Source organism: Dictyobacter kobayashii, assembly GCF_003967555.1.
GTDB lineage: Bacteria > Chloroflexota > Ktedonobacteria > Ktedonobacterales > Ktedonobacteraceae > Dictyobacter > Dictyobacter kobayashii.
In genome coordinates, this window is record NZ_BIFS01000001.1 from 2,916,881 (window position 1) to 2,936,849 (window position 19,969).

Here is a 19,969-nt window from a genome sequence, read left to right on the forward strand (position 1 = left end):
ATCTCTCAAATTTTCGTTCTCCTATTGCGTATGACGGATATGCTATACTGCTTTGTTTAAAGGCGATAGTAACCGGCAACCCAGGGTCAATAGTAGTAGACGAAAGATCGTTATGCGTGTAATATGGAGACAATTATAAAGTGTTCAATACCCGGACTCTATTAGGAGCATCCTCCCGGGGTGCTTCGACAGATGCAGAAAGCAGGTCTGAACCGATGGATGCTCAGGCTACATATATGTACCAGAATCCTAATGACCAGGGTTCTCGTGGCCCTAGACGGCCCGATAATGGCGGAAACGGTAACAACAGCAATGGTCCCGGCGGCCCACGTGAAGGTGGAAATGGTTCTTCGATCCTCTTCCGCATTATCGTGATTGCTGTCGTGGTGATCGTGGGTTTTTATCTCTTCCAACTGTTTACCTCTGGTAGTGGTGTGGGGAGCCCCGATACGATTGAGGTGCCTTATAGCACTTTCTATCAGCAGATTAAAAGCGGCAATGTTGAGTCGGTGACTTTCCAGGGTCAGGATGCAACCGGTACATTCAAAAATGCCATCACGGTCAATCAAAAAACAGGGAATAAATTCCATTTTATGACTTTGCCTGATGGTGATCCGACGTTGATTCAGTTGTTGCGGCAATACCACGTTGTATACCAGGCGAAGCCGGTTCCGGACAATAATCTACTATACGTTCTACTGAATTTCTTACCATGGTTGCTTGTAATTGGTATTTTCTTTGTGATCATGCGTCGCGCGACGCAAAGTCAGCAAAATATCTTCAGCTTTGGCAAGAGTAGAGCAAAACTGGTGTTGGAAGATCGTCCTTCGACCACATTTGGAGATGTTGCAGGCGTGGATGAGGCCAAGAGTGATCTGGTTGAAGTTGTTGAGTACTTGAAAACGCCGCAGAAGTTCCAGCGTCTGGGTGGTATGATCCCTCGCGGTGTGCTGCTTGTGGGCCCTCCGGGAACTGGTAAAACTTTGCTGGCACGCGCGGTTGCTGGTGAGGCGGGCGTTCCCTTCTTCTCTATGAGTGGTTCCGAATTCGTTGAAGTACTGGTTGGTGTTGGTGCTAGCCGTGTGCGTGACCTGTTCGAGCAGGCCAAAAAAGCATCTCCCAGCATCATCTTTATCGATGAAATTGATGCCGTTGGTCGTCAGCGTGGTTCAAGTATCAATAGCAATGATGAGCGTGAGCAGACCCTGAACCAGTTACTGGTTGAGATGGATGGTTTTGATGCCCGCCAGGCTGTTGTTGTACTGGCCGCGACCAACCGTCCAGATGGTTTGGATAAAGCGCTGTTGCGCCCTGGCCGTTTTGATCGCCGTGTGACGGTTGATCGTCCCGATTGGAATGGTCGCCTCTCGATCTTGAAGATCCATACACGTACTGTGCCACTGGGCAACGATGTCGATCTAGTCGCGATTGCTCGTTCTACTCCGGGTATGGTTGGCGCTGACCTGGCTAACCTGGTCAACGAGGCCGCCTTGCTCGCTGCCCGGCGTAACCTGGATTATGTGACCCAGCACTGTTTCCTGGAGTCTCTGGATAAGATTCAGATTGGCGCGGAGCGTCCATTGATCTTGAGCGAAGAAGATTTGAATGTGATCGCTTATCACGAAGGTGGCCATGCCTTGACTGGTCTGCTCACTGAGCATGTTGATCCGGTGACAAAAGTTACCATCGTGCCGCGTGGCCAGGCTCTCGGCGTGACCCAATACACGCCATTGGATGACCGCTACAACTATGGCCAGGATTACCTGGAGGCTCAGTTGGTGACGGCTCTGGGTGGTCGTGCCGCCGAGCAGGTGGCGATCGGGCATATCACGACTGGCGCTGAAAATGATCTGCAGCGTGTCACCGCGATTGCACGCCAGATGGTAACCAAGTGGGGTATGAGCGAGCGCTTGGGTACAATCTCCTATAGCGAACGCGAAGATCCATTTGCAGGTACCGCCCTGGCCAGCAATTCACGTGAATACAGTGAAAAGACAGCTACTTTGATCGATGAAGAGGTCAATCGTATCGTGCGGCGAGCTTATGAGCGTGCCCTCAATCTCTTGTCCGAACATCGCCTAACGCTGGATCGTATCGCGCAGGCGTTGCGCACCAATGAGATCATTGATGCCAAACAATTGCGTGAGATCATGATTGAAACTGGTGCGATTGAAGCGGCGCCTGCGTCCTATCGCTAACCACCTTTCAAAGCTAAGCCATAAAAAGCGGACCTTCTCGAAAAGAGAAGGTCCGCTTTTTATTTAGCGTTATCCACTATAATGTCATTCTTGGGTGCTTGCTGGTATCTTCTCCCAGGAGTTCTCGGATCGTACTGAGCAAAGTAGACTGCGGACATGGCTTGGTCAGATAAGCCTGGGCTCCTAACTCACGAGCTCGCTGCATGTGTTTCTCCGATGTGCGCGATGTCAGCATAATTGTTTTGACATGTGCCAATTCAGGATATTCACGGATGATGTTAAGCACATCATAGCCGTTGAGATTGGGCATCTCAACATCAAGCAAAAAGATATCGGGCGTGTTTTCTAGTAATTGCTCAATGGCTTCCATTCCATCTCTGGCCTCAGCAACCTCATAGTGATCACGTTTCAGGGTCTGGAGCACTGCTTGCCGTAGATAAGCCGAGTCGTCGGCCACCAGGATTTTGGGTATTCGATTTTCCCTCATCTGACGACCAGAAATCGTATCGCCCTGCTCTGACGCTTGTCCGTTGCGCGGCGTGGTCTGTTGTAAATAGCGCCGCACTAACACTGGGAGATCCAGCATTAATAGCACATCCCCCTGGCCATTAATCGCCGATTCTGTAATCCCAGGACGCTGCAGGTAGGTTGGTAGCGGCCTGACTATGAAGTCGTGCTCACTTAAAATCTCGTCGACCAGAATACCGACCGTTGTGCTGGTAGGCGACTGAATGATCAGGACTGGTTGGCCCTCGGCTACGACATTGGGCATTGCGCTATATGTCATGTCCAGCAGATCTTTGAGCCGATAACAGTGGTCAGGGTGTTCGAGCTTCTGTATGCTGACACGCTGAATCTGTGTAATAGGAGCGATCAATTGTTGCTCTCCACTACGTATCAGCAAGCATTGGACTGTGCCTTGCGAGCGTGGGATGGAGAGGTGGAAGCTGACGCCTCCTGCTGTATTACGATGGAGGTTGATGGTGCCATTCAGCTTTTGCAGTGGCGCCCGCAATATTTCTAGCGTTCCTCCCATAACAGGCATAGAGAAGCCAATCTCAATTGTGATATCATTGCCATTGCTATGGGCATTCAACCAGACATGATAGGTCTCGGCTTGCTCTTCTTGTATCACTGAGGTGTCCGAAATACAGGTTTGGAGCATGTGTAGCAATGGTGGGGATAGGGACTCCAGAATCTCCTGGTCGATCTCCAATGTATCCCCGGTAACCTCAAAATCCACTTTATACTGTTGGGCCAGCGCACTCATGGCGATCACCCTTTGCAGACGTGGGACTAGCGTAGAGAGCGGGGTCAGGCGCATCATTTGTGTATCACCACGTACAACTGTAGCTCGTGCCATATATTCTTGCTGGATAATCTGCAGCGCTGTATTGGCGGTAGCGACGCGTGCACTACAGACTGCCAGTCGGTTGACGGCTTCACGCAATGATTGTAGCAATAAATCCTGTTCAGAATAGTGTTCCATGTCCAGTTCGTCCCAGCGTCCCTCCGCACGAAGCGGCTGCATCTGCTGGCGGCTACGATGTTGGCGCCGACTGCGTGGATTCTCCTGTTGCGCATCACTAAGGATGCGCGCAATCAGTGAGGAAGAAGTAAGTTCTTCCTGAATCTGAGGGGATGGTTTTTCTCGGAGCCTGTTGGTGAGGGATTGCTCCAGTTGTTGTAGTTGTGTTTGGGCCGCCTGCTGTGCCAGGAGAGCCGCTTTGACATCGCGCTGTGCACTCTCAAGTGCCGCATGCATCTCTATTAATTGCCCTGTATGGTGCAAGAGCTTCTCGAAACGCCTGGTCTCGATATGAATGAAAAGTGGATAGGCGTTGGATATCTGGCCATCCGATGTTGCCAGCAGATCAGTATAATCCTCGGCCTGCTCCAGGGTGGCTTTGAAGGCACTCGTTAGTTCTAATGGAATAGTTGCTTTTCTACTGATTTCATCTTGCTGGGATAAGGGCGACGTCGTCGGTGACATAACGGTGGTAATCGTGATGCCAAGGCTCTGATAAGTTGCTGTTAGCGATAAGAGCAGCTCGGGATCGTCTGGCTCCTGGCCTTCTTCTGCCAGGTAACTGTGGCAGCTTTCCAGAACAGCAATGGCCTGCATGATTGCTTTCAATCCAACGGCTGGCTTGATATCGTGGTTTTGCACTTGCTCTGCGATTGCCTCGATCTGCTCTGCCACTGTGGACATGATCAGGTAGCCAACTGCTCCGGCTGTACCACGTAATTTATGGCCTGCCCGTTGAAAAACGTTAAAGCGTACTGATGAAAGCTGGCTCCCTTGCGTTAATTGTTTGCAGGCTTGCTGCATTTTAGCGATATCCTCGCCAGCTTCCTCAAGAAAGATCATGAGCATTTCAGCATCCCCATCCAGATCATCCTCTACATAGTGCTCACCGCTGGCAGAGCCAGGGTCTTTTCTTGTGGTCTCTCCTGTCTCAGTGGGCCAGTTCTCTATGGCATCGAAGGCACTTAAAATCGCCAGATCTTCGGTTGTTAGTTCGTTTTCGTCAAATGGGAAATCTTCATTCATACGATACACGAAGTTGTTGAACTATAGCGGTAACTATATTTGGTATATGCAAGATGGGTACACCCGCATAAGTATCCAGCACGAATGATCGAGGCGGCTGCCAACGCTCTTCATGTGCTGGCTGGCTGGCCTGCTCCTGCTCATCTATAAGTACCATATTCATATTTCTTATAGTTGCTGACAGGCCCAATGTTACATCCGCCAGTTGCGCTATCAAGAGCACTGAGTGGCCAGTAGGATAAGCAGGTTGTTGTGTCAGGTAGGTGGCCAGGTCTATTACCGCGATAGACTCACCACGCCAGGCCGTGATTCCCAGCATCCAGTGGGGAGAGGTAGGTAATTGAGCAAGATAACGAGCCGCAGGAAGTACCTCGCGCAATGTTGTGAGTGGAAGCAAGGCCAGGCCACTTTCAAAATCGCACTCTAAATACTCCTCAGTCTGCGTCGTGGCCACTGGAGGTGTCTGTGCCAGTTGCTCCGCATACTTCCAGAAATCTTGATCGCTAAGCTGCTCAAGATAGTGGGCATGAGCACCTCTTAATGTGGTTGATGGCAGGACGGGGTGTTGGCTCATAACGACTGTCTTCTATTCCTAATTCGGGGCGGGCGCGCCCAGATGTGATTCGATAACGGCAATGAGATCCTGGGTTTTGAATGGTTTGGTTAAGTAATCTTTTGCGCCCGCCAGGCGACCTTTGAGTTTATCAATCATACCATCGCGGCGGGACAACATAACAATGACGGTGTTGCTAAATTGAGGCTTGGTTTTGAGGCGCCTGGCAACTTCGTAGCCATCCATTTTTGGTAGCCCGATATCTAGAATTACCAGGTCTGGGATGCGTGCTTCAGGTTCTGTTAGCCAGCGCATCGCTTCAACGCCGTCAGGGAAACTTTTGACATCAAATCCTTCGCGCCTGAGGCAGGTTTCCACGATTTTTCGGACCGTTGCGGAGTCATCGATAACCATAACGAGTTTGCTCATATATGTGTCCTCTCTCTCTCTCGTCCCACTACCATCCCATTGTACCTGACATTATGTCAATACACAAGAGCAAGTACTATTACAATCTACTGCGCTTCACGATGCTCATATTACGCTGACTTTACCCGTGTTGGTTTTCCTTACAGATGTAATCTTTTTTTGATCAGTTTTTCTTCAAAACGGGATTGTGCTAGGCAATGTACCATATAGTTGAAGTATTTGGCAACGAAAATCCCGTAAAGATTGTCTTAAATTTTCTTTCTTGTTTTATGTTTTTGCATCTACATTTACGATATTACTGGCTTTGCTCTGCCTCATTCGTGTCACTCTGGATTGCGACTGGTAGGGTAAATGTAAATGTACTTCCTTCGCCAGGCGTACTCTGCGCGGTAATGCGGCCACTATGTGTTTCAACTACGTGGCGCGCAATCGCCAGGCCAAGGCCAGTGCCACCACCACCTGGACCGATATAGCCGGCTTTGGCCCTGGCGCGGTCAGTTTTATAAAAGCGTTCAAATATACGAGATAGCTCTTCTGCTCGAATACCAACCCCGGTGTCTTTAACGAAGAAACGCTGGGTATGCTGGTCTGTTTGCAGGGAGGTTCCAATGATAATCTGACCACCTGAAGGGGTAAACTTGATGGCATTGTGTACCAGGTTAACAAGGACACGCGTAATTTGTTTGCTATCGGCGGCGACCAGTGTCCCACCCTGGTGAATATCGGTGATGAGTTGGACCCGGTGGCGCTGTGCCAGTGGGAGCATGCGGGCCATGACTTCGCGCACCAGTCGTTCGGCCCCGATGGGTTCAATTGTCATCAGGGTTTGCCCTGATTCAATGCGGGAGAGTTCCAATAGCTCTGCGACGAGTTCGCTTAGATATTGCACCTCATTTTCTATCTTCTCCACGAACTCCTGCGCTTTTTCTGTATCTGTGTCAATGGTATCTTCCAGAGTTTCAGCCAGCAAGCGCACAGAGGTCAAAGGGGTGCGTAATTCATGTGAAATATTGGCGATAAAATCACGTTGAATACGTTCGATATGGCGCGCTTCAGTCATATCCTCGATAATTACCGCGAAGTAGCGATATTCGCTGCCCGTGAAATTTTCCTGGTGTACTACAGGTGAGACCGTAACTTTCCAGGCGATATCTGAATTGCCCTGTTCGTATTGACCATTTTGCTGGGTATTGCTGTTGATGCTGCTCTGAACTAATTGGATAATCGCCTGGTTGCGAATTACCTGATTCAGGCGCAGGCCAGGCTTCCATTGCATCGGCGTATAGAGGTTTAGTCCTCGTTGATTGCAATAAAGAATTTCGCTATTGCGGTCAATTACGAAGGTTGGTAGTGGAGTGGCTTCCAGCATACTCCTGGAGAGCACTCTAAAATTGATGCCGGTCTGATCTGTATTCAAGGTAACTCATCCTTATGCTTGTGTGACGCCGCCGGGTGAGCTTGCTGCTGGTGCTGGGCAGCGTAGGGGATAGAGCTTTCTGGTGTCTCTTCCTCTGCATATACTATATACCAATATACACGAAAAAAGGCCACCGCTTGGTGGCCTTCATTGTCACTCCCCGAATAGGACTCGAACCTATAACCGATCGGTTAACAGCCGATTGCTCTACCATTGAGCTATCGAGGAAGGTCGTTCACTTGGAACATTGATAATATATACCATTTGTCGGGTTTCGTCAATACTTTTCGCAATGAAAATTGACTTTATCCGATAAATTCGTTGATGAGTGTCAGGCTCGTAGCGAGGAACACACTCAGACTGGCAATGGCAATGACTGGATTGAGTAATGGCGCTGCGATCAGGCTGCCGCGCAGGCGCGCTCGCTGTAAGATGTTTGGTAGGGCCAGACCACAGAGAGCGGCGATCAATAGGGTGAAACCAAAGCTCAGGCCAACAGCGATACTGAGTAAGAGCGAACGATAAAGGAGCCAGGACAGTAGGCAGACCAGAATGGTAGTCAGGATGCCGCCGGTAGTGCCATGGAGTACCTCTCTCCAAAGGGTACGGAAGAAGTCTCTCCCACGTTTTGTACGCAATTCCCAGCCTGCGATACCCAGGGCCTGGGAACTAGCCGCACCTGCGGTCAGCAGGAGCATTGGTATCAGGCAGAGCACGCCATTTAGGGCCAGGTGCAGGTTTAGACCAGGCATTGAGCCTGTCAATAAGGCCAGCGCACTGGCTGTCCCCAGTATGGGCTGGAATGCACTGGAGATGATCAAGGCAATGAAGAAGCCTACCACTACATTCACGATTAACCATGAGGAACGGCTGATGCTGCTCCTGCGGCGCGAGTCTTCATCGGCTTCGCTTTCTTCGACATCGGTACCAGTAATTTCAGAAACGTCCTCAGCCTGCTCTTCGTGGATAACATCAATCACATCGTCCACCGTAACCATACCTTTTAAGTGGTTATCCGCGTCCACTACCGGCACTCCGAGCAGATCATATTTAGCAATGATATGCGCAACTTCTTCCTGGTCAGCGTCGATCTGCACTTTGATGATATCTTGATCCATCAGGTCACGCATGCGCGTATCAGGCTCGGCGGTGACGATCTGACGCAATGAAACAACGCCGATCAGATGTTGTTCTTCATCAATGATATAGAGATAGTAGACCATATCCAGGTGCGAGGAGTGCCGCCGTAGGTAGATCAATACCTCTTCGACGGTCGCCTCTTGAGGTTGCACCAGCACTTCAGTGGTCATGATACCACCAGCGGTCTCGCCGCCGTAACGCAACAAATCGCGAATCGGCTGCGATTCATTGACAGGCATCAGATTGAGTAACCGCTCTGCTTCCAGGGCCGGGATGTCGGATAGAATATCAGCGGCGTCGTCTGGAGCCAGGCGTTCCAGTAGATCAGAGGCGCGCTCGGGTCCCAGCTCGGTTAACAACTCGGATTGTAATGGATATTCAACTTCGTTCAGTGTATCGGCGGCCGTCTCATCGTCCAGGCGTTCCAGCATCGCTCCGGCGTCTTCCAGATCGAGCTGTTCTAGAATATCAGCGATGTCGGCCGGATGCAGCTCAGATAATTTATTATGGCTGACGTTCAATTGCACTTTAGGAACAACGCCGACCGCACCTACTGTGGCGCTCCCGGCTCCCACGGCGGCCAATTGGCTGGTATTGGTGCTGATCACCTGAATTGGCTCAACATAATTCCAGGTGACGGTGCGCTCGGCCAGCTGCAGGGGCGTTACGCGCCCGATCATATCCACGGCAGGCTGCCAACCCAGGCGGCGTAGTAGGCCGCTCAAACCAATATCAACACCCACCAGGCGGGCTGTGCGCTTAATTTGTGCTAGCTTTAAGTCATTGACTTTAACTACCCGGAAGCCCTGGGTGTCTACAATCTGTTTATCCAGGATATCGCGCTTCAACAGGATCTCCGCGGAATGGGGCTCATAAGAATTGATTTGTGTCTGTGCTACCGCCAGCTGAATCGGTGCGGTTTCAATATTTTGTACCTGCGACCAGGGAATAACCAGACGCTCATTTCCGCTGGCTGGACTGACGATCAGGGCGGTTACCACTGGAAAGGTCTCATTTAAGGTCACGCAGATATCCCGCAGGGAACCAATGCGGCGATGATCAATATCATAAATGCTTTTATGGAGTAATGCGCTTAAAAAAATCATGGGTATCACCACCTTTTTTGCAAGTAAACAAGGTCAAGTTAGCTAACCACTGCTATATAGGCGCGCAGTGATTACGCAGGCATAGTCCATCCAACCATATCTCCAGAAGAGATATGGCGCACAGCAGTCTGTGAAATGCATGGTGATACAATCAGCTGAGCTTTAGTGATGCATTTCGACGAATGTGCTGTAAAATGCTGGGGACGCTGCAGAGCAGCGTAAAGGACTTACTGGCAAAAATGGAGTGCTCTTACTCGACATCAGTCACATCAATGGGGGCGATGCCTGGCTCATCAAGTAAGGGGGATGATGTTTGCATTACCCCTGAGGATCAAGAATGAAGGGATCCAGTCACTTTACTCAATGAGGAGAAGAACAGTCCTGAAAGCAGGTATGCACTGGTAATCTTCTTGGCATACCTACTATGACTAGGGCCAGCGTCCATGTCCCTCACCTCCTTTGCCCGGACAATTGACACTCTCACACCAGGGGATGGCCTGTAACCATCACTCAACTGTTTTGTGGAGAATATGGCAACTGTGGGTTGTAACAAATTTTTTTCCTGTGTTAGTATATCACCTTGTCGTGACTTTAGGCAAGGCTTGGTAGATATATTTAGCTGAAATTCCTACGAAAGGACTAAGTTTTAACCATTGGGAAGCAATGGGAATATTTTTTGTTTGAGCTGGGCCGCGATCTGTTCAGCCGCCATGGAGGCGTCGATGACCTCAAAGTGGTATTCAATGGCCATCTTGTCGTATTCGGCCAGCATGAGTTTCTGGTAGCGCACAAAACTTTCGAACAGGTCATTGCCCAGGCGCATGTCCATACCTGATTCCCAGTAATCAAAGCCATGTCCCTGCAGGACGCGCGGCACGAGTTCTTCAAGTTCGACGCGTAAATAGAAGGTGATATCAGGTTTGAGGGCGAGTCCATAAATGGAGCGTAGCCAGCGGGAGTCGGCTCCACGCACGAGGGCGCGAGCCATTAGCGAGTAGATATAGCGATCAATGAGGACGATAAAACCAGCGCGTAAGGCGGGGAGGATCTGGTTTTCAAAGCGATCTATAAAGTCGGCGGCGTAGAATAAATTTAATGTGATCGGGCCCAGGGTATTTCCGTCTTTTGCCTCTTTAAGTCCACTGCCTGCCAGCTCGGAACGGGTCATTTCACTATCGACGACGGCATAGCCGCTGCTCTCCAGCCATGGCCTCAACAATTGAAGTTGGGTACTACGACCCACTCCATCTGTACCCTCAATGACAACCAGGCGACCTGGCAGGATCTCTTCTTTCGCACGTAGGCCAATGGCATCGATACCGTAGAAATCTAATGCAGTCATATCTTCTTCACCTTCTAGCTGATTTTCTAGCGTGATCATAACTCTTCTCGACTGTTTCTACTGTGCAATATTTCTATGCCGCGAGCGATATTTTCTAGCTCTTTTCCTGGCAATGGTGGTCGCAGACGACGCACGCCTTCCAGGTGCGGACGCACCAGTTTGCGCATCATGCGTTGTTGTTCAGGGATAGTCAATGTAGCATCCATGACTGTGAGGTCGAATTCCTCGACCATCGCTTCGTATTCATCTACAATGCGTTGCTGGAATAGTGTAAAGCTCTGACGAGGATCGCTGCTCAAACCTAGATCCATGCCTGCTTCGTAATATTTGAGCTCAGTGCGACCTGTGAGGATACGATTCAAAGAGACATCCAGGGGAACGCGGAAGTAGAAGGCGCAGGTGGGCTGTACGGCAAACTGGTAGAGCTCACGCACCCATTGGCGATCTACATTGCGGGCAACATCGCGCGCGAATGCCGTATAGATATAACGGTCGGCCAGCACGATAGCTCCAGCTTTTAGTGGCGGAATAATATCATGCTCTGTGCGATCCGCGAAATCAGTAGCGTGGATCAAGCTAAACGTGGTAGGCGTTAGCAGTTGTTTTTTCTTTCCCCGGCTGGTTGTTTTTTTGACCAGCGGCGAAGAGTTCCACTCGCTAAAAAAGACCGTATAGCCCTCGCTTATCAACCATTGACGCAGCAAGGCGATCTGAGTGCTCTTTCCTGAGCCATCCACTCCTTCTACAACAAAGAGCTTTCCTGGGTACCGATGTAGTCCATAAGTCTCCATGCTATGATCCTTTTAACTACTATGACAAAGGAAATATAAACTCGATTATGCGTTGATTTGTATCTTTATGTCAAGTTTTTGCCCATGTCTATCCAGGGGATTTTTCCTGAGTAATTGCGTCCTATATATTAAACTACCACGCAGAGGAAGCGGCTTGTTTATAAAGCCTGGTAATATTATTTTCTATCGGACAATGTCTGTATTTTTTGTACCCTGAAAATGATGTATTTGTCTGGGACTTTTTTAGACGTGCTATAGTATGGGAATAAGGTTTCATAGCCCATCTATTACTATTTAATATGATCTTTTGGAGGCTTTTATGATAGAGCTTGGTGTGGCAGCTCTAGCGGGTATTATTTTTGCGGGTGTCTGTGTGGCTGTGCTGGTGGTAGTTGGCATTATGAATATTCGTTCGGGGCGCAAGGCTCTGGCGCGCGTTCGTGGTACCGGTCAGTCCGCGGCCTGGCACCGGCAGGTATTAATTTTATTTGGATTGAATAATATCGCTTTTGCCGCCCTGCTGGCACTGGTCGTGTTATTGGCCGTGGTGCTGGATCGTGGCATAAAAATTACTATTATAGTATTATTGGCTCTACTCTTTGTGATCAGTATTGTACTGGTTGTGCGCTGTGTAATGTCAGTTATGCAGACATCACGTGATTTAACACGTCTCGAATAATCATCTTGATTAATGATCGTTTAAGATACAGGGCTTTTTCATGTTCGTCCAGAGAGCGTAGGGAGATCACGAGCAAGTGATACGATAGACATTCTTTCAGGTGTGGAGTGTATGTGGTGGGCGGCCGCGGCCGCCCACCACATACACTCCACACTCCCAACCTGGCGCCGCAGGCGCCAAAGAGGAATAGTAAAAAGCCCTGTTTAAGATAGTGTAGATGTGGTTGAATGATATGCATGTGAGATAGAATGGGAAGAGAAGTACCTACACGACCGAAGAATAGGAAATATGATGGCAAGTAATCAAGTGTTGCATGTGAATATACCTACGCCTACCGGCTATCTGGAGGGAATCTTAAAGCCGGAAGAGGAGGGCGTTGTGCCAGATTTTGTCGGCGTAATCTGTCATCCTCATCCCCTCGGCGGCGGGACCATGCACAACAAAGTAGTGTTTAAAGTTGCCCAGGCCTTGCAGATGGTGAATGTACCAGCATTGCGCTTTAATTTTCGTGGTGTGGGCCATAGCACTGGATCGTATGATGAGGGGCGAGGTGAGATGGATGATGTGCGCTATGCCCTGGAGTTTATGAGCCGCCGCTATCCAGGTGTGCCGGCGATTGTGGCCGGTTTTTCCTTTGGCTCATATGTGGGACTACGTGTGGCCTGCGCGGATGATCGCGTATCCGGGATGATTGGTCTGGGTGTGCCAGCACGTATGTTTAATAGTGGTGAGACGCTGCCACAATGCCATAAGCCAAAGTTGTTTATTCATGGCACGGCTGATGAATTGGCCCCCTATGAACAGGCGGTAGAATGGTTTGAACATGTATCGGCCCCCAAGCGCCTGGTGACTCTGGAGGGTGCGGATCATTTCTTCAAAGAGTATTTGCCAGAGGTGCAGACATTGGTGGCCGACTTCGCTCGTTCGCTGATTATGCCACCATCCATTGAGCAAGCATAAATCGGGTTGTTCATTGTCTTCTATACACATACAAAGGAGCCTGCAGTTGAATTTCCCAGTCACACGTCTAGATGAGACGGTTGAAGATTATCATGGTACGCGTGTTGCTGATCCGTATCGCTGGCTAGAGGATGAGAAGTCGGCGGAAACGCAGTCCTGGGTGGAGCAGCAACACGCTCTGGCCCGGGCATACCTGGATAAGATTCCTACTCTTGAACAGATCAGAGCTCGCTATACCGAGTTATATAACTATCCGAAGTTCTCTGCACCGCATAAAAAAGGTGAGCGCTATTATTTCTCAAAGAATACGGGGCTGCAGAATCAATCGGTACTCTATATGCAGCCGTCTCTGGAAGCTGAGGCTCGTGTGGTGCTGGACCCCAATACTCTGAGCACAGATGGAACGGTTTCGCTGACCAACCAGGCTTTTAGCCACGATGGTACCTTGCTGGCCTATGGCACTTCGAGCAGTGGGAGCGATTGGCAGGAGATTCATGTGCGCCAGGTGGATAGTGGGGTGGATTTTGAAGAGGTGATTCAGTGGTGTAAATTTAGTGGCATTGCCTGGAAACATGATAATTCTGGCTTCTTTTATAATCGTCTACCCGAACCTGGTACCGTGGCGGAAGAGGATCAAAGCAAGTTCAGCAAGGTCTACTGGCATACTGTGAATACACCGCAGTCAGAGGATCAACTGATCTTTGAGCGTCCAGAGGCTAAGGAGCTTAGTTTTACGCCTTTTATTACCGATGATGGCAAATATTTATTCCTGACGGTCTGGAATGGTACAGAACCTCGCAATCGTCTCTACTATCGTGAGATTGAGAGTAGCTCTCCCTTTGTACGCCTGCTGGATGAGGCTGATGCAAGTTATGACCTGATTGGCAATGATGGACCCATTTTCTATATCCAGACCAATCTAGATGCCCCCAAAGGTCGTATCATTGCCATTGATAGCGCCCGGCCTGAACGCGAACATTGGCGTGAGCTGATTCCTGAGCAGGATGATGTGATGGCTTTTGCGCAGATTGTTAATCAGCAATTTGTGATCGCTTATATGCATGATGCTCATCATGAAATTAAGCTTTATAGCAAAGATGGTAGTTTACAGCAGCAGCTGGCTTTGCCGACTCTGGGTTCGGTAATTGATCTGTCGGGTGAGCCAGATGGTGATGAGTTGTTTATCACTTTTACCTCTTTCCTCTATCCTTCAACCGTTTTCCGCTATGATTTTGTCTGCAATACCCTGCATCCCTTGCGTCCCTCGGCGGCTAAATTTGATCCCACTGGTTATGAGACAACCCAGGTCTTCTATCCTTCCAAGGATGGTACGCGTGTGCCTATGTTTTTGACCCATAAGAAGGGGCTGGTGTTGGATGGTAATAATCCTGTCCTGATCTATGGCTATGGTGGCTTTGATATCAGCCTGACCCCAACTTTTGGCATTACGCCTCTACTCTGGGTGGAGCATGGAGGCATCTATGCCGTGGCCAACCTGCGTGGTGGTAGCGAGTATGGTGAGCAGTGGCATGAGGCCGGTATGCTGGCGAAGAAGCAGAATGTCTTCGATGATTTTATTGCTGCCGCAGAATGGCTGATTGCAAATAAATACACCCGGACCTCACGCGTCGCTATTATGGGGGGCAGTAACGGCGGCTTGCTGGTGGCGGCCTGCCTGGTGCAGCGTCCTGATCTCTATGGGGCTGTGGTCTGCCGCGTGCCGGTAATTGATATGCTGCGCTACCATAAATTTACCGTGGGACGTTACTGGGTTGGTGAGTATGGCGATGCTGAGCACAATCCGGAGCAGTTTCCCTTCATGTATGCTTATTCACCACTGCACAATGTACGGCCCGCTACCTCATATCCTCCGACCTTGATTATGACTGCGGATACTGATGATCGTGTTGTGCCCGCCCACGCGCGTAAGTTTGCCGCTACCTTGCAGGCCGCTCAGTCGGGCGAGGCTCCGGTTATCTTGCGCGTTGAAATGAAGGCCGGCCATGGTATGGGGAAACCTACCGCCAAAATTATTGAAGAGGAGTCAGATGTGCTTGGCTTCCTCTTCCAGACTTTCCAGATGTCGTAGTTACGCCCTGGTGGGTTTTTTAGACCTACCCATTTCTCACAGGCATAACGTCGTCTTTGTAAATGTTTCATTTTATCAAAACGTATACCAAAAAAGCGTGGAGATTGAATTATGCGAGGAGACGCGTTATGTCTGTGAAGATTAGACCTATTAAAGATATTGAGGAGAAGTTGGCGGCGGCTAACAGGCCACCCAGTTGGCGCTGGTACCATGGCCTGGCTTTTTATTTGATTATTCAGGTGCTTACCTTTTCGACCTCGGCCCTGGTCAGCATTGCTTCGGGCAACAAAGGGAGTAATGCCAAAGAAACTATTTTTGGCGATACCTCTTACTTTAAGCAACTGAAGCAGGTCAAAATTACTCCACCCTCCTGGTTTTTTGCGCCAGCCTGGACCGTCAATAATATCAGCACCATCTATGGTGCCTTGCGTGTGCTTAATATGCCAAAAGAGACGCCGGGACGCAATGCCTTCCTGACCTTGCAGGCGGCGAGCTGGCTGGATTTTGTGGCTTTTAATGCGGCCTACTTTAGTCTGCGCTCACCTATTAACGCCTTTGTACTGACTGTCATCTTCTTTCTGCTTACGATTGCCAGTGGCTTCGTCGCTATCTTCCGTCTGAAAGATACCCGCGTGGCCCTTTCGCTTGGCAGCCTGTTCATCTGGCTCATTGTAGCTACCACAGCCGCCACCACTCAGATGCTCTGGAATAAAGACGAGCTCTATGAGGTTGGCCCTTTCACTAAACCCAATCCCAAATTCGTCAAACAAAACGTGCGCTAATCACTCACTGTAATAAAGAGGCCCATGCTTTGCCAGGTGGGCCTCTTTTATATGTGTATTGTTTGTTTATCTGGCCTGTAAGCGCATCAAGATGCCATGGCGTGGACTTAAGGTCATCAGTGGGTTAGGCTCGACTGGATGGTCTGGTACCAGTTGCATATGGTAGCGTTGTGCGATGCTGGCTAGCACCAGCTGGGCTTCAGTGAGGGCAAAGGTATTGCCGATACAGATACGCGGCCCGTGGCTAAAGGGAATATATGCATGGCGTGGCCGTTTGGCTACCTGCTCCTCCGTGAAATGCTCAGGATAAAATTCTTCGGGTCGCTCCCAGAAATCTGGATGGCGGTGCATGGCATAGGTGCTCCAGGCGATATAGGTTTGTGCCGGAATTGGATAGCCACCCAGCATATCTGCACCCAGTGATTTACGCATGATGATCCAGACTGGCGGATAGAGGCGCATCGACTCTTCAAAGACCATGCGTGTATATGACAGTTTGGGGAGATCATCCATTGTTGGTACGCGACCTGCCAGTACCTCATCTAGCTCCCTGTACAGACGTTGCTCAACTTCTGGATGTTGGGCGAGCAGATACCAGGCCCAGGCCAGAGCGTTGGCTACCGTCTCATGGCCTGCGATCAAAAGTGTCATGACCTCGTCGCGCAACTGCTGATCGCTCATGCCCTCGCCAGTCTCTTCGTCCCGTGCCTCAATCAACATGGAGAGTAAATCTTCATGGGTATCTTTACTGGTCCGGCGTTGCTGCACGATCTCGTAGACTATTTTATTCAAGGAGCGCACATCGCGATGGAAGCGGCGATTGCGCGGGGTTGGCACACTTAAAGGGGGAAACGGCTGATTAAAATATTCCAACAAAAATGCGTTCGCATCTGAAAAAGCTTTGCCAAAGCTATGGGTTTTGCCAGTGATATCAATACTAAATAAGGCACGCCCAACAATATTCAATGTCAGATGCATCATAGCTTCCGCTACATCCACTGGCTCCTGCTCGGATGTGCGCTGCACCCATTGTGCCAGCAATTGTTGTGTCGCATCCGTAATAATCTCTCCCAGCGCGGCTGTACGCTGGCGATGGAAGGCCGGCTGCATCAAGCGACGCTGACGTAGCCAGCTTTCGCCCCCATAATTTGTTACCAGACCATTGCCCAGGATAGGTCGAAATAGATTAAAGATCGGCACATTTTTATCATAGTTGCGATAATTTTCCTGCAAAACATGCTTAATATAATCTGGATGATTAATGATAATCACCGGCCAGAAAAATAGCTTGATCTGCACGATATCCCCAAATTCCTCTGTAAGGCCTGAAAGAAACTCCAGCGGATTATGTTGTAGCTCTCTTAAGCGGCTCATAGAGCGTAACATTGGAATGGTTGTAGTGGTGGTTTGTTTTAGCTGCGTCTCATTAGACAACGTTTGTTGCCTCCTTACCTATCCTATCCTTCATGTTATTATTGTTTTATTATGTTGTGCAGAAAATGTTCAATGCACATTTTCTGCACAACATAATAAAACAGCTTCGGGCGCGTCAGCGCACGTCCGCATGAGAACGGCACGCTTCCCATAAACTATTGGGAACTATCCTAGTAATAAAAATATCACATAGATACATGCAGGATGTAACAAGATGTATTGAATGGGTATATTCTGCAAATTATCCACTCCCCTATTTGCCGTCGTCAGCGGCAAATGGGGGAGTGGATAATTTATCTCTTTTGGGCTCTGTGGAAAAGTGATAAGATTGGAGTATATGTTTTATTGATCAGCCAGCGGATGGTTGTGATAAAGTGTGCGAGTAGATAGGCTCCCACCTGAGGTAGCCAGACTACTAGCCATCTAGCGTATAATGGTGCCAGCATTATTTTGCACCAGGAATAGATATCTATAAGATCTAATTTTCGAGGAGCTTTGTATGGATAATAATCAGGCCATACGTAAATGGTCAGAGCTGTATAAACTGGACGTGGTTGTCCCCGGCGAGGGCAAGGCGCTAGGGAAAGTGGAGGATTTCTTTTTTAAAGAAGGCTCCAACGCCATTTATGCGTTGTGCGTACGTACGCGCCTGCATGGCGATTTGTCGTTGCCTGTTACCGGTATTGTCGCGATCGAGAAAGACAAAGTAACGATCCGCAATGCCCAGATGTTGGCAAGGGCTCTTCCTCCGCTGGCTCGTGGACAGCAATTGCTCTCGCGTAAAGTAGTGGGAACTAAGGACAAAGAACTGGGCACAGTTAAAGACGTGGTGTTGTCCGTTGAGCCACCTATCACGACGCGTATCGTTGGTTACGAGATGTTGCGCGGGTCCTCTTCAACGACCTTCGGTTCTGATGTCATATCTCACTACAACGATGAGGATAACAGCATTCGTATCTATGATCAGTCCGCGAAAAGTTTGCGCTAACCACTACTGTCCGTTTCTGATCTCTTTCCCTGTTTCACCACTTCCCTTTTATCCAGGGAGCTGAGTGTTATGCAGTATATCTATCTAGGCATCGCCACGCAGGCGCGCCACCTCTGCCTCGGCAGCGCGCGCCTCACGACGGCGGTGCAATTTTTTTAAGGCTTCAGCTTTGCGTAGCCAGTTATCAGGATCGGATGGCATGAGGCGGATCGCTTCATCGGCGGCGCTCAGCGCCTCCTCATAGCGTTGTAGTTGTTTGAGTACCAGCGACTTATTATGTTGTGCCGTTGCCATTCTGCCATTTAGCCGTAGGGCGCGCTCATAAGCGTCCAGGGCCATGGGGTAGTTACCCAGGTGATAGTAGGCATTGCCCTTGCCGTTCCAGGCCTGTGGGACGTTAGGATTGATTAGCAGGGCCCTGCTATAGGCATCCAGTGCCTGTTCATAACGTTGTAACTGGCAAAGTGCGCTGGCCTTACCATTCCAGGCGGGTGCGTAGCGCTGATCTAGTTTCAGGGCTTCCTCATAAGAATCCAATGCTTTATTGAAATTGCCCATATCGGCCAGCACGATGGCTCGTCTCTCCCAGGCTTTGACGAAATGGCGATCGCTCTTTAAGGCTTGCTCATAATGGTCAAGGGCCCCCCGCAATTTATGCTGGGCATACAAGATATCTCCGATGCCGCATTTGGTGGGTGCATAGTTTGGATCGCGATCCAGGACCTCGCGATAGGCCAGCATCGCCTCTGGATAGCGTCCCATCTCGCTTAAAACCAGTCCTTTGCCATTCCAATAGACGACTGAATTGCGGTCGAGCGCCAATGCTTTTTCAAAGGATCGTAGCGCCTCAGGATAGTTGCGCAACTGGCGCAAGACCAATCCTTTGTTGCCCCAGGCCTGGGCCATCTGTGGATCATAGTGCAGGGCGACATCAAAAGCTGTTAGCGCCTGCTCTGGCTGACCTAGTGCGCTGAGTACCGCCCCTTTGCCGTTCCAGGCGATGACATTATCCTTTTCTAGTAGGATGGCACGATCAAAGATATCCAGTGCTTCCTGGTTGCGGTGCAGCATATTCAGGGCGGTACCTTTGCCATTCAGGGCGATCAACAGATTGGGGTCCAGTTTTAAAGCCTGCTCAAATGAGGCCAATGCTTCGCGGTGTTGTCCATTGAGTGCCTGCGTGAGTCCACGACCCTGCCAGGCGAGCGCATTGCGATCATCCAGTTTGAGTGCGCGATCGTATTGAACCAGCGCCTCATTGAGCCGGCGCTGCGTGTAGAGACGATAGGCCTCTTTAAGATATTGATTATTGGAACTGGCGGGTGGTGTAGGTGGTATGATGCTATGTGGTCGCGTCTGGCTCAGCGTGCCGCTGATGCGTTGCTGCTCAATGTGGCGCAACACATTTTTGACCTCCTGGGCACTGGCGGGCCGTTTATCCGCTGTCATCTCCAACATTTGTTGTAAAAGCTCTTCTAGCTCTGCCGGTACGCTGGGATTGAGCTGT

The 19,969-nt window shown here is 49.8% G+C and carries 15 protein-coding genes and 1 tRNA gene; 6 read left to right on the forward strand and 10 right to left on the reverse strand.

Annotated features, from left to right (window positions below; genetic code table 11):
* Positions 1-215 precede the first annotated feature (215 nt).
* Entirely contained in the window at positions 216-2,198 is a 1,983-nt protein-coding gene (gene ftsH, locus EL645_RS12745; RefSeq protein WP_126550536.1) for an ATP-dependent zinc metalloprotease FtsH, read from the forward strand.
* Between the two features lie 76 nt (positions 2,199-2,274).
* Here the strand turns inward: ftsH and EL645_RS12750 are convergent, their stop codons facing one another.
* From EL645_RS12750 to EL645_RS12785, 8 genes are all read right to left on the reverse strand, one after another.
* Entirely contained in the window at positions 2,275-4,752 is a 2,478-nt protein-coding gene (locus EL645_RS12750; protein ID WP_126550538.1) for an ATP-binding response regulator, read from the reverse strand.
* Entirely contained in the window at positions 4,745-5,326 is a 582-nt protein-coding gene (locus EL645_RS12755) for a chemotaxis protein CheW (protein WP_126550541.1), read from the reverse strand. Before EL645_RS12755 ends, EL645_RS12750 begins: the two co-directional genes overlap by 8 nt.
* 18 nt (positions 5,327-5,344) lie before the next feature.
* Entirely contained in the window at positions 5,345-5,734 is a 390-nt protein-coding gene (locus EL645_RS12760) for a response regulator (RefSeq protein WP_126550543.1), read from the reverse strand.
* Positions 5,735-6,029: 295 nt separating this feature from the next.
* Positions 6,030-7,151: a sensor histidine kinase gene (locus EL645_RS12765; RefSeq protein ID WP_126550545.1), complete on the reverse strand. Its 1,122-nt coding sequence runs from the start codon at positions 7,149-7,151 to the stop codon at positions 6,030-6,032.
* Positions 7,152-7,307: 156 nt separating this feature from the next.
* Positions 7,308-7,379 (reverse strand) — tRNA-Asn (locus EL645_RS12770).
* Between the two features lie 77 nt (positions 7,380-7,456).
* Positions 7,457-9,397, reverse strand: a complete 1,941-nt coding sequence (mgtE, locus tag EL645_RS12775) for a magnesium transporter (protein WP_126550547.1) — start codon at positions 9,395-9,397, stop codon at positions 7,457-7,459.
* 646 nt (positions 9,398-10,043) lie between these two features.
* On the reverse strand, positions 10,044-10,778 hold the full coding sequence (locus EL645_RS12780) for a dTMP kinase (protein ID WP_126550548.1): 735 nt from the start codon (positions 10,776-10,778) through the stop codon (positions 10,044-10,046).
* Positions 10,775-11,530 carry a dTMP kinase gene (locus EL645_RS12785; protein ID WP_126550549.1) on the reverse strand — a complete coding sequence of 252 codons (756 nt, stop codon included), beginning with the start codon at positions 11,528-11,530 and terminating at the stop codon, positions 10,775-10,777. The genes EL645_RS12780 and EL645_RS12785 overlap by 4 nt, the downstream gene beginning before the upstream one ends.
* A gap of 319 nt (positions 11,531-11,849) precedes the next feature.
* Between EL645_RS12785 and EL645_RS12790 the strand changes: the two genes are divergently transcribed.
* The 4 genes from EL645_RS12790 to EL645_RS12805 all read left to right on the forward strand — a co-directional run bounded on the left by EL645_RS12790 (position 11,850) and on the right by EL645_RS12805 (position 16,040).
* A complete protein-coding gene (locus EL645_RS12790; protein ID WP_126550550.1) occupies positions 11,850-12,209 on the forward strand; it encodes a hypothetical protein in 360 nt (119 codons plus the stop codon).
* A 288-nt stretch (positions 12,210-12,497) separates the two neighbouring features.
* The gene (locus EL645_RS12795) at positions 12,498-13,169 is read left to right on the forward strand and encodes an alpha/beta hydrolase (protein ID WP_246035350.1); all 672 of its coding nucleotides are present in this window, start codon (positions 12,498-12,500) and stop codon (positions 13,167-13,169) included.
* 46 nt (positions 13,170-13,215) lie between these two features.
* On the forward strand, positions 13,216-15,258 hold the full coding sequence (locus EL645_RS12800) for a prolyl oligopeptidase family serine peptidase (protein WP_126550552.1): 2,043 nt from the start codon (positions 13,216-13,218) through the stop codon (positions 15,256-15,258).
* Positions 15,259-15,386: 128 nt separating this feature from the next.
* Complete coding sequence (locus tag EL645_RS12805; RefSeq protein WP_161977340.1) at positions 15,387-16,040, forward strand: tryptophan-rich sensory protein; 654 nt, start codon at positions 15,387-15,389, stop codon at positions 16,038-16,040.
* 66 nt (positions 16,041-16,106) lie between these two features.
* On the opposite strand, the gene EL645_RS12810 is transcribed toward EL645_RS12805, so the two are convergent.
* Positions 16,107-17,474 (reverse strand): cytochrome P450, encoded by a 1,368-nt coding sequence (locus tag EL645_RS12810; RefSeq protein ID WP_126550556.1) that lies wholly within the window; start codon positions 17,472-17,474, stop codon positions 16,107-16,109.
* Between the two features lie 499 nt (positions 17,475-17,973).
* Here EL645_RS12810 and EL645_RS12815 point away from each other — a divergent pair, with 499 nt between their 5' ends.
* Complete coding sequence (locus EL645_RS12815) at positions 17,974-18,462, forward strand: PRC-barrel domain-containing protein (RefSeq protein WP_126550558.1); 489 nt, start codon at positions 17,974-17,976, stop codon at positions 18,460-18,462.
* Positions 18,463-18,546: 84 nt separating this feature from the next.
* Here EL645_RS12815 and EL645_RS12820 read toward each other — a convergent pair whose 3' ends face one another.
* A complete protein-coding gene (locus EL645_RS12820) occupies positions 18,547-19,920 on the reverse strand; it encodes a tetratricopeptide repeat protein (protein ID WP_126550560.1) in 1,374 nt (457 codons plus the stop codon).
* Positions 19,921-19,969: the final 49 nt, after the last annotated feature.

Coding starts and splice junctions, on each gene's coding strand:
- EL645_RS12760 (WP_126550543.1), bottom strand. CDS start 5,734: ATGAGCAAACTCGTTATGGTTATCGATGACTCCGCAACGGTCCGAAAA.
- EL645_RS12820 (WP_126550560.1), bottom strand. CDS start 19,920: ATGTTGGAGATGACAGCGGATAAACGGCCCGCCAGTGCCCAGGAGGTC.
- EL645_RS12750 (WP_126550538.1), bottom strand. CDS start 4,752: ATGAATGAAGATTTCCCATTTGACGAAAACGAACTAACAACCGAAGAT.
- mgtE (WP_126550547.1), bottom strand. CDS start 9,397: ATGATTTTTTTAAGCGCATTACTCCATAAAAGCATTTATGATATTGAT.
- EL645_RS12780 (WP_126550548.1), bottom strand. CDS start 10,778: ATGATCACGCTAGAAAATCAGCTAGAAGGTGAAGAAGATATGACTGCA.
- EL645_RS12815 (WP_126550558.1), top strand. CDS start 17,974: ATGGATAATAATCAGGCCATACGTAAATGGTCAGAGCTGTATAAACTG.
- EL645_RS12755 (WP_126550541.1), bottom strand. CDS start 5,326: ATGAGCCAACACCCCGTCCTGCCATCAACCACATTAAGAGGTGCTCAT.
- ftsH (WP_126550536.1), top strand. CDS start 216: ATGGATGCTCAGGCTACATATATGTACCAGAATCCTAATGACCAGGGT.
- EL645_RS12795 (WP_246035350.1), top strand. CDS start 12,498: ATGATGGCAAGTAATCAAGTGTTGCATGTGAATATACCTACGCCTACC.
- EL645_RS12790 (WP_126550550.1), top strand. CDS start 11,850: ATGATAGAGCTTGGTGTGGCAGCTCTAGCGGGTATTATTTTTGCGGGT.
- EL645_RS12805 (WP_161977340.1), top strand. CDS start 15,387: ATGTCTGTGAAGATTAGACCTATTAAAGATATTGAGGAGAAGTTGGCG.
- EL645_RS12785 (WP_126550549.1), bottom strand. CDS start 11,530: ATGGAGACTTATGGACTACATCGGTACCCAGGAAAGCTCTTTGTTGTA.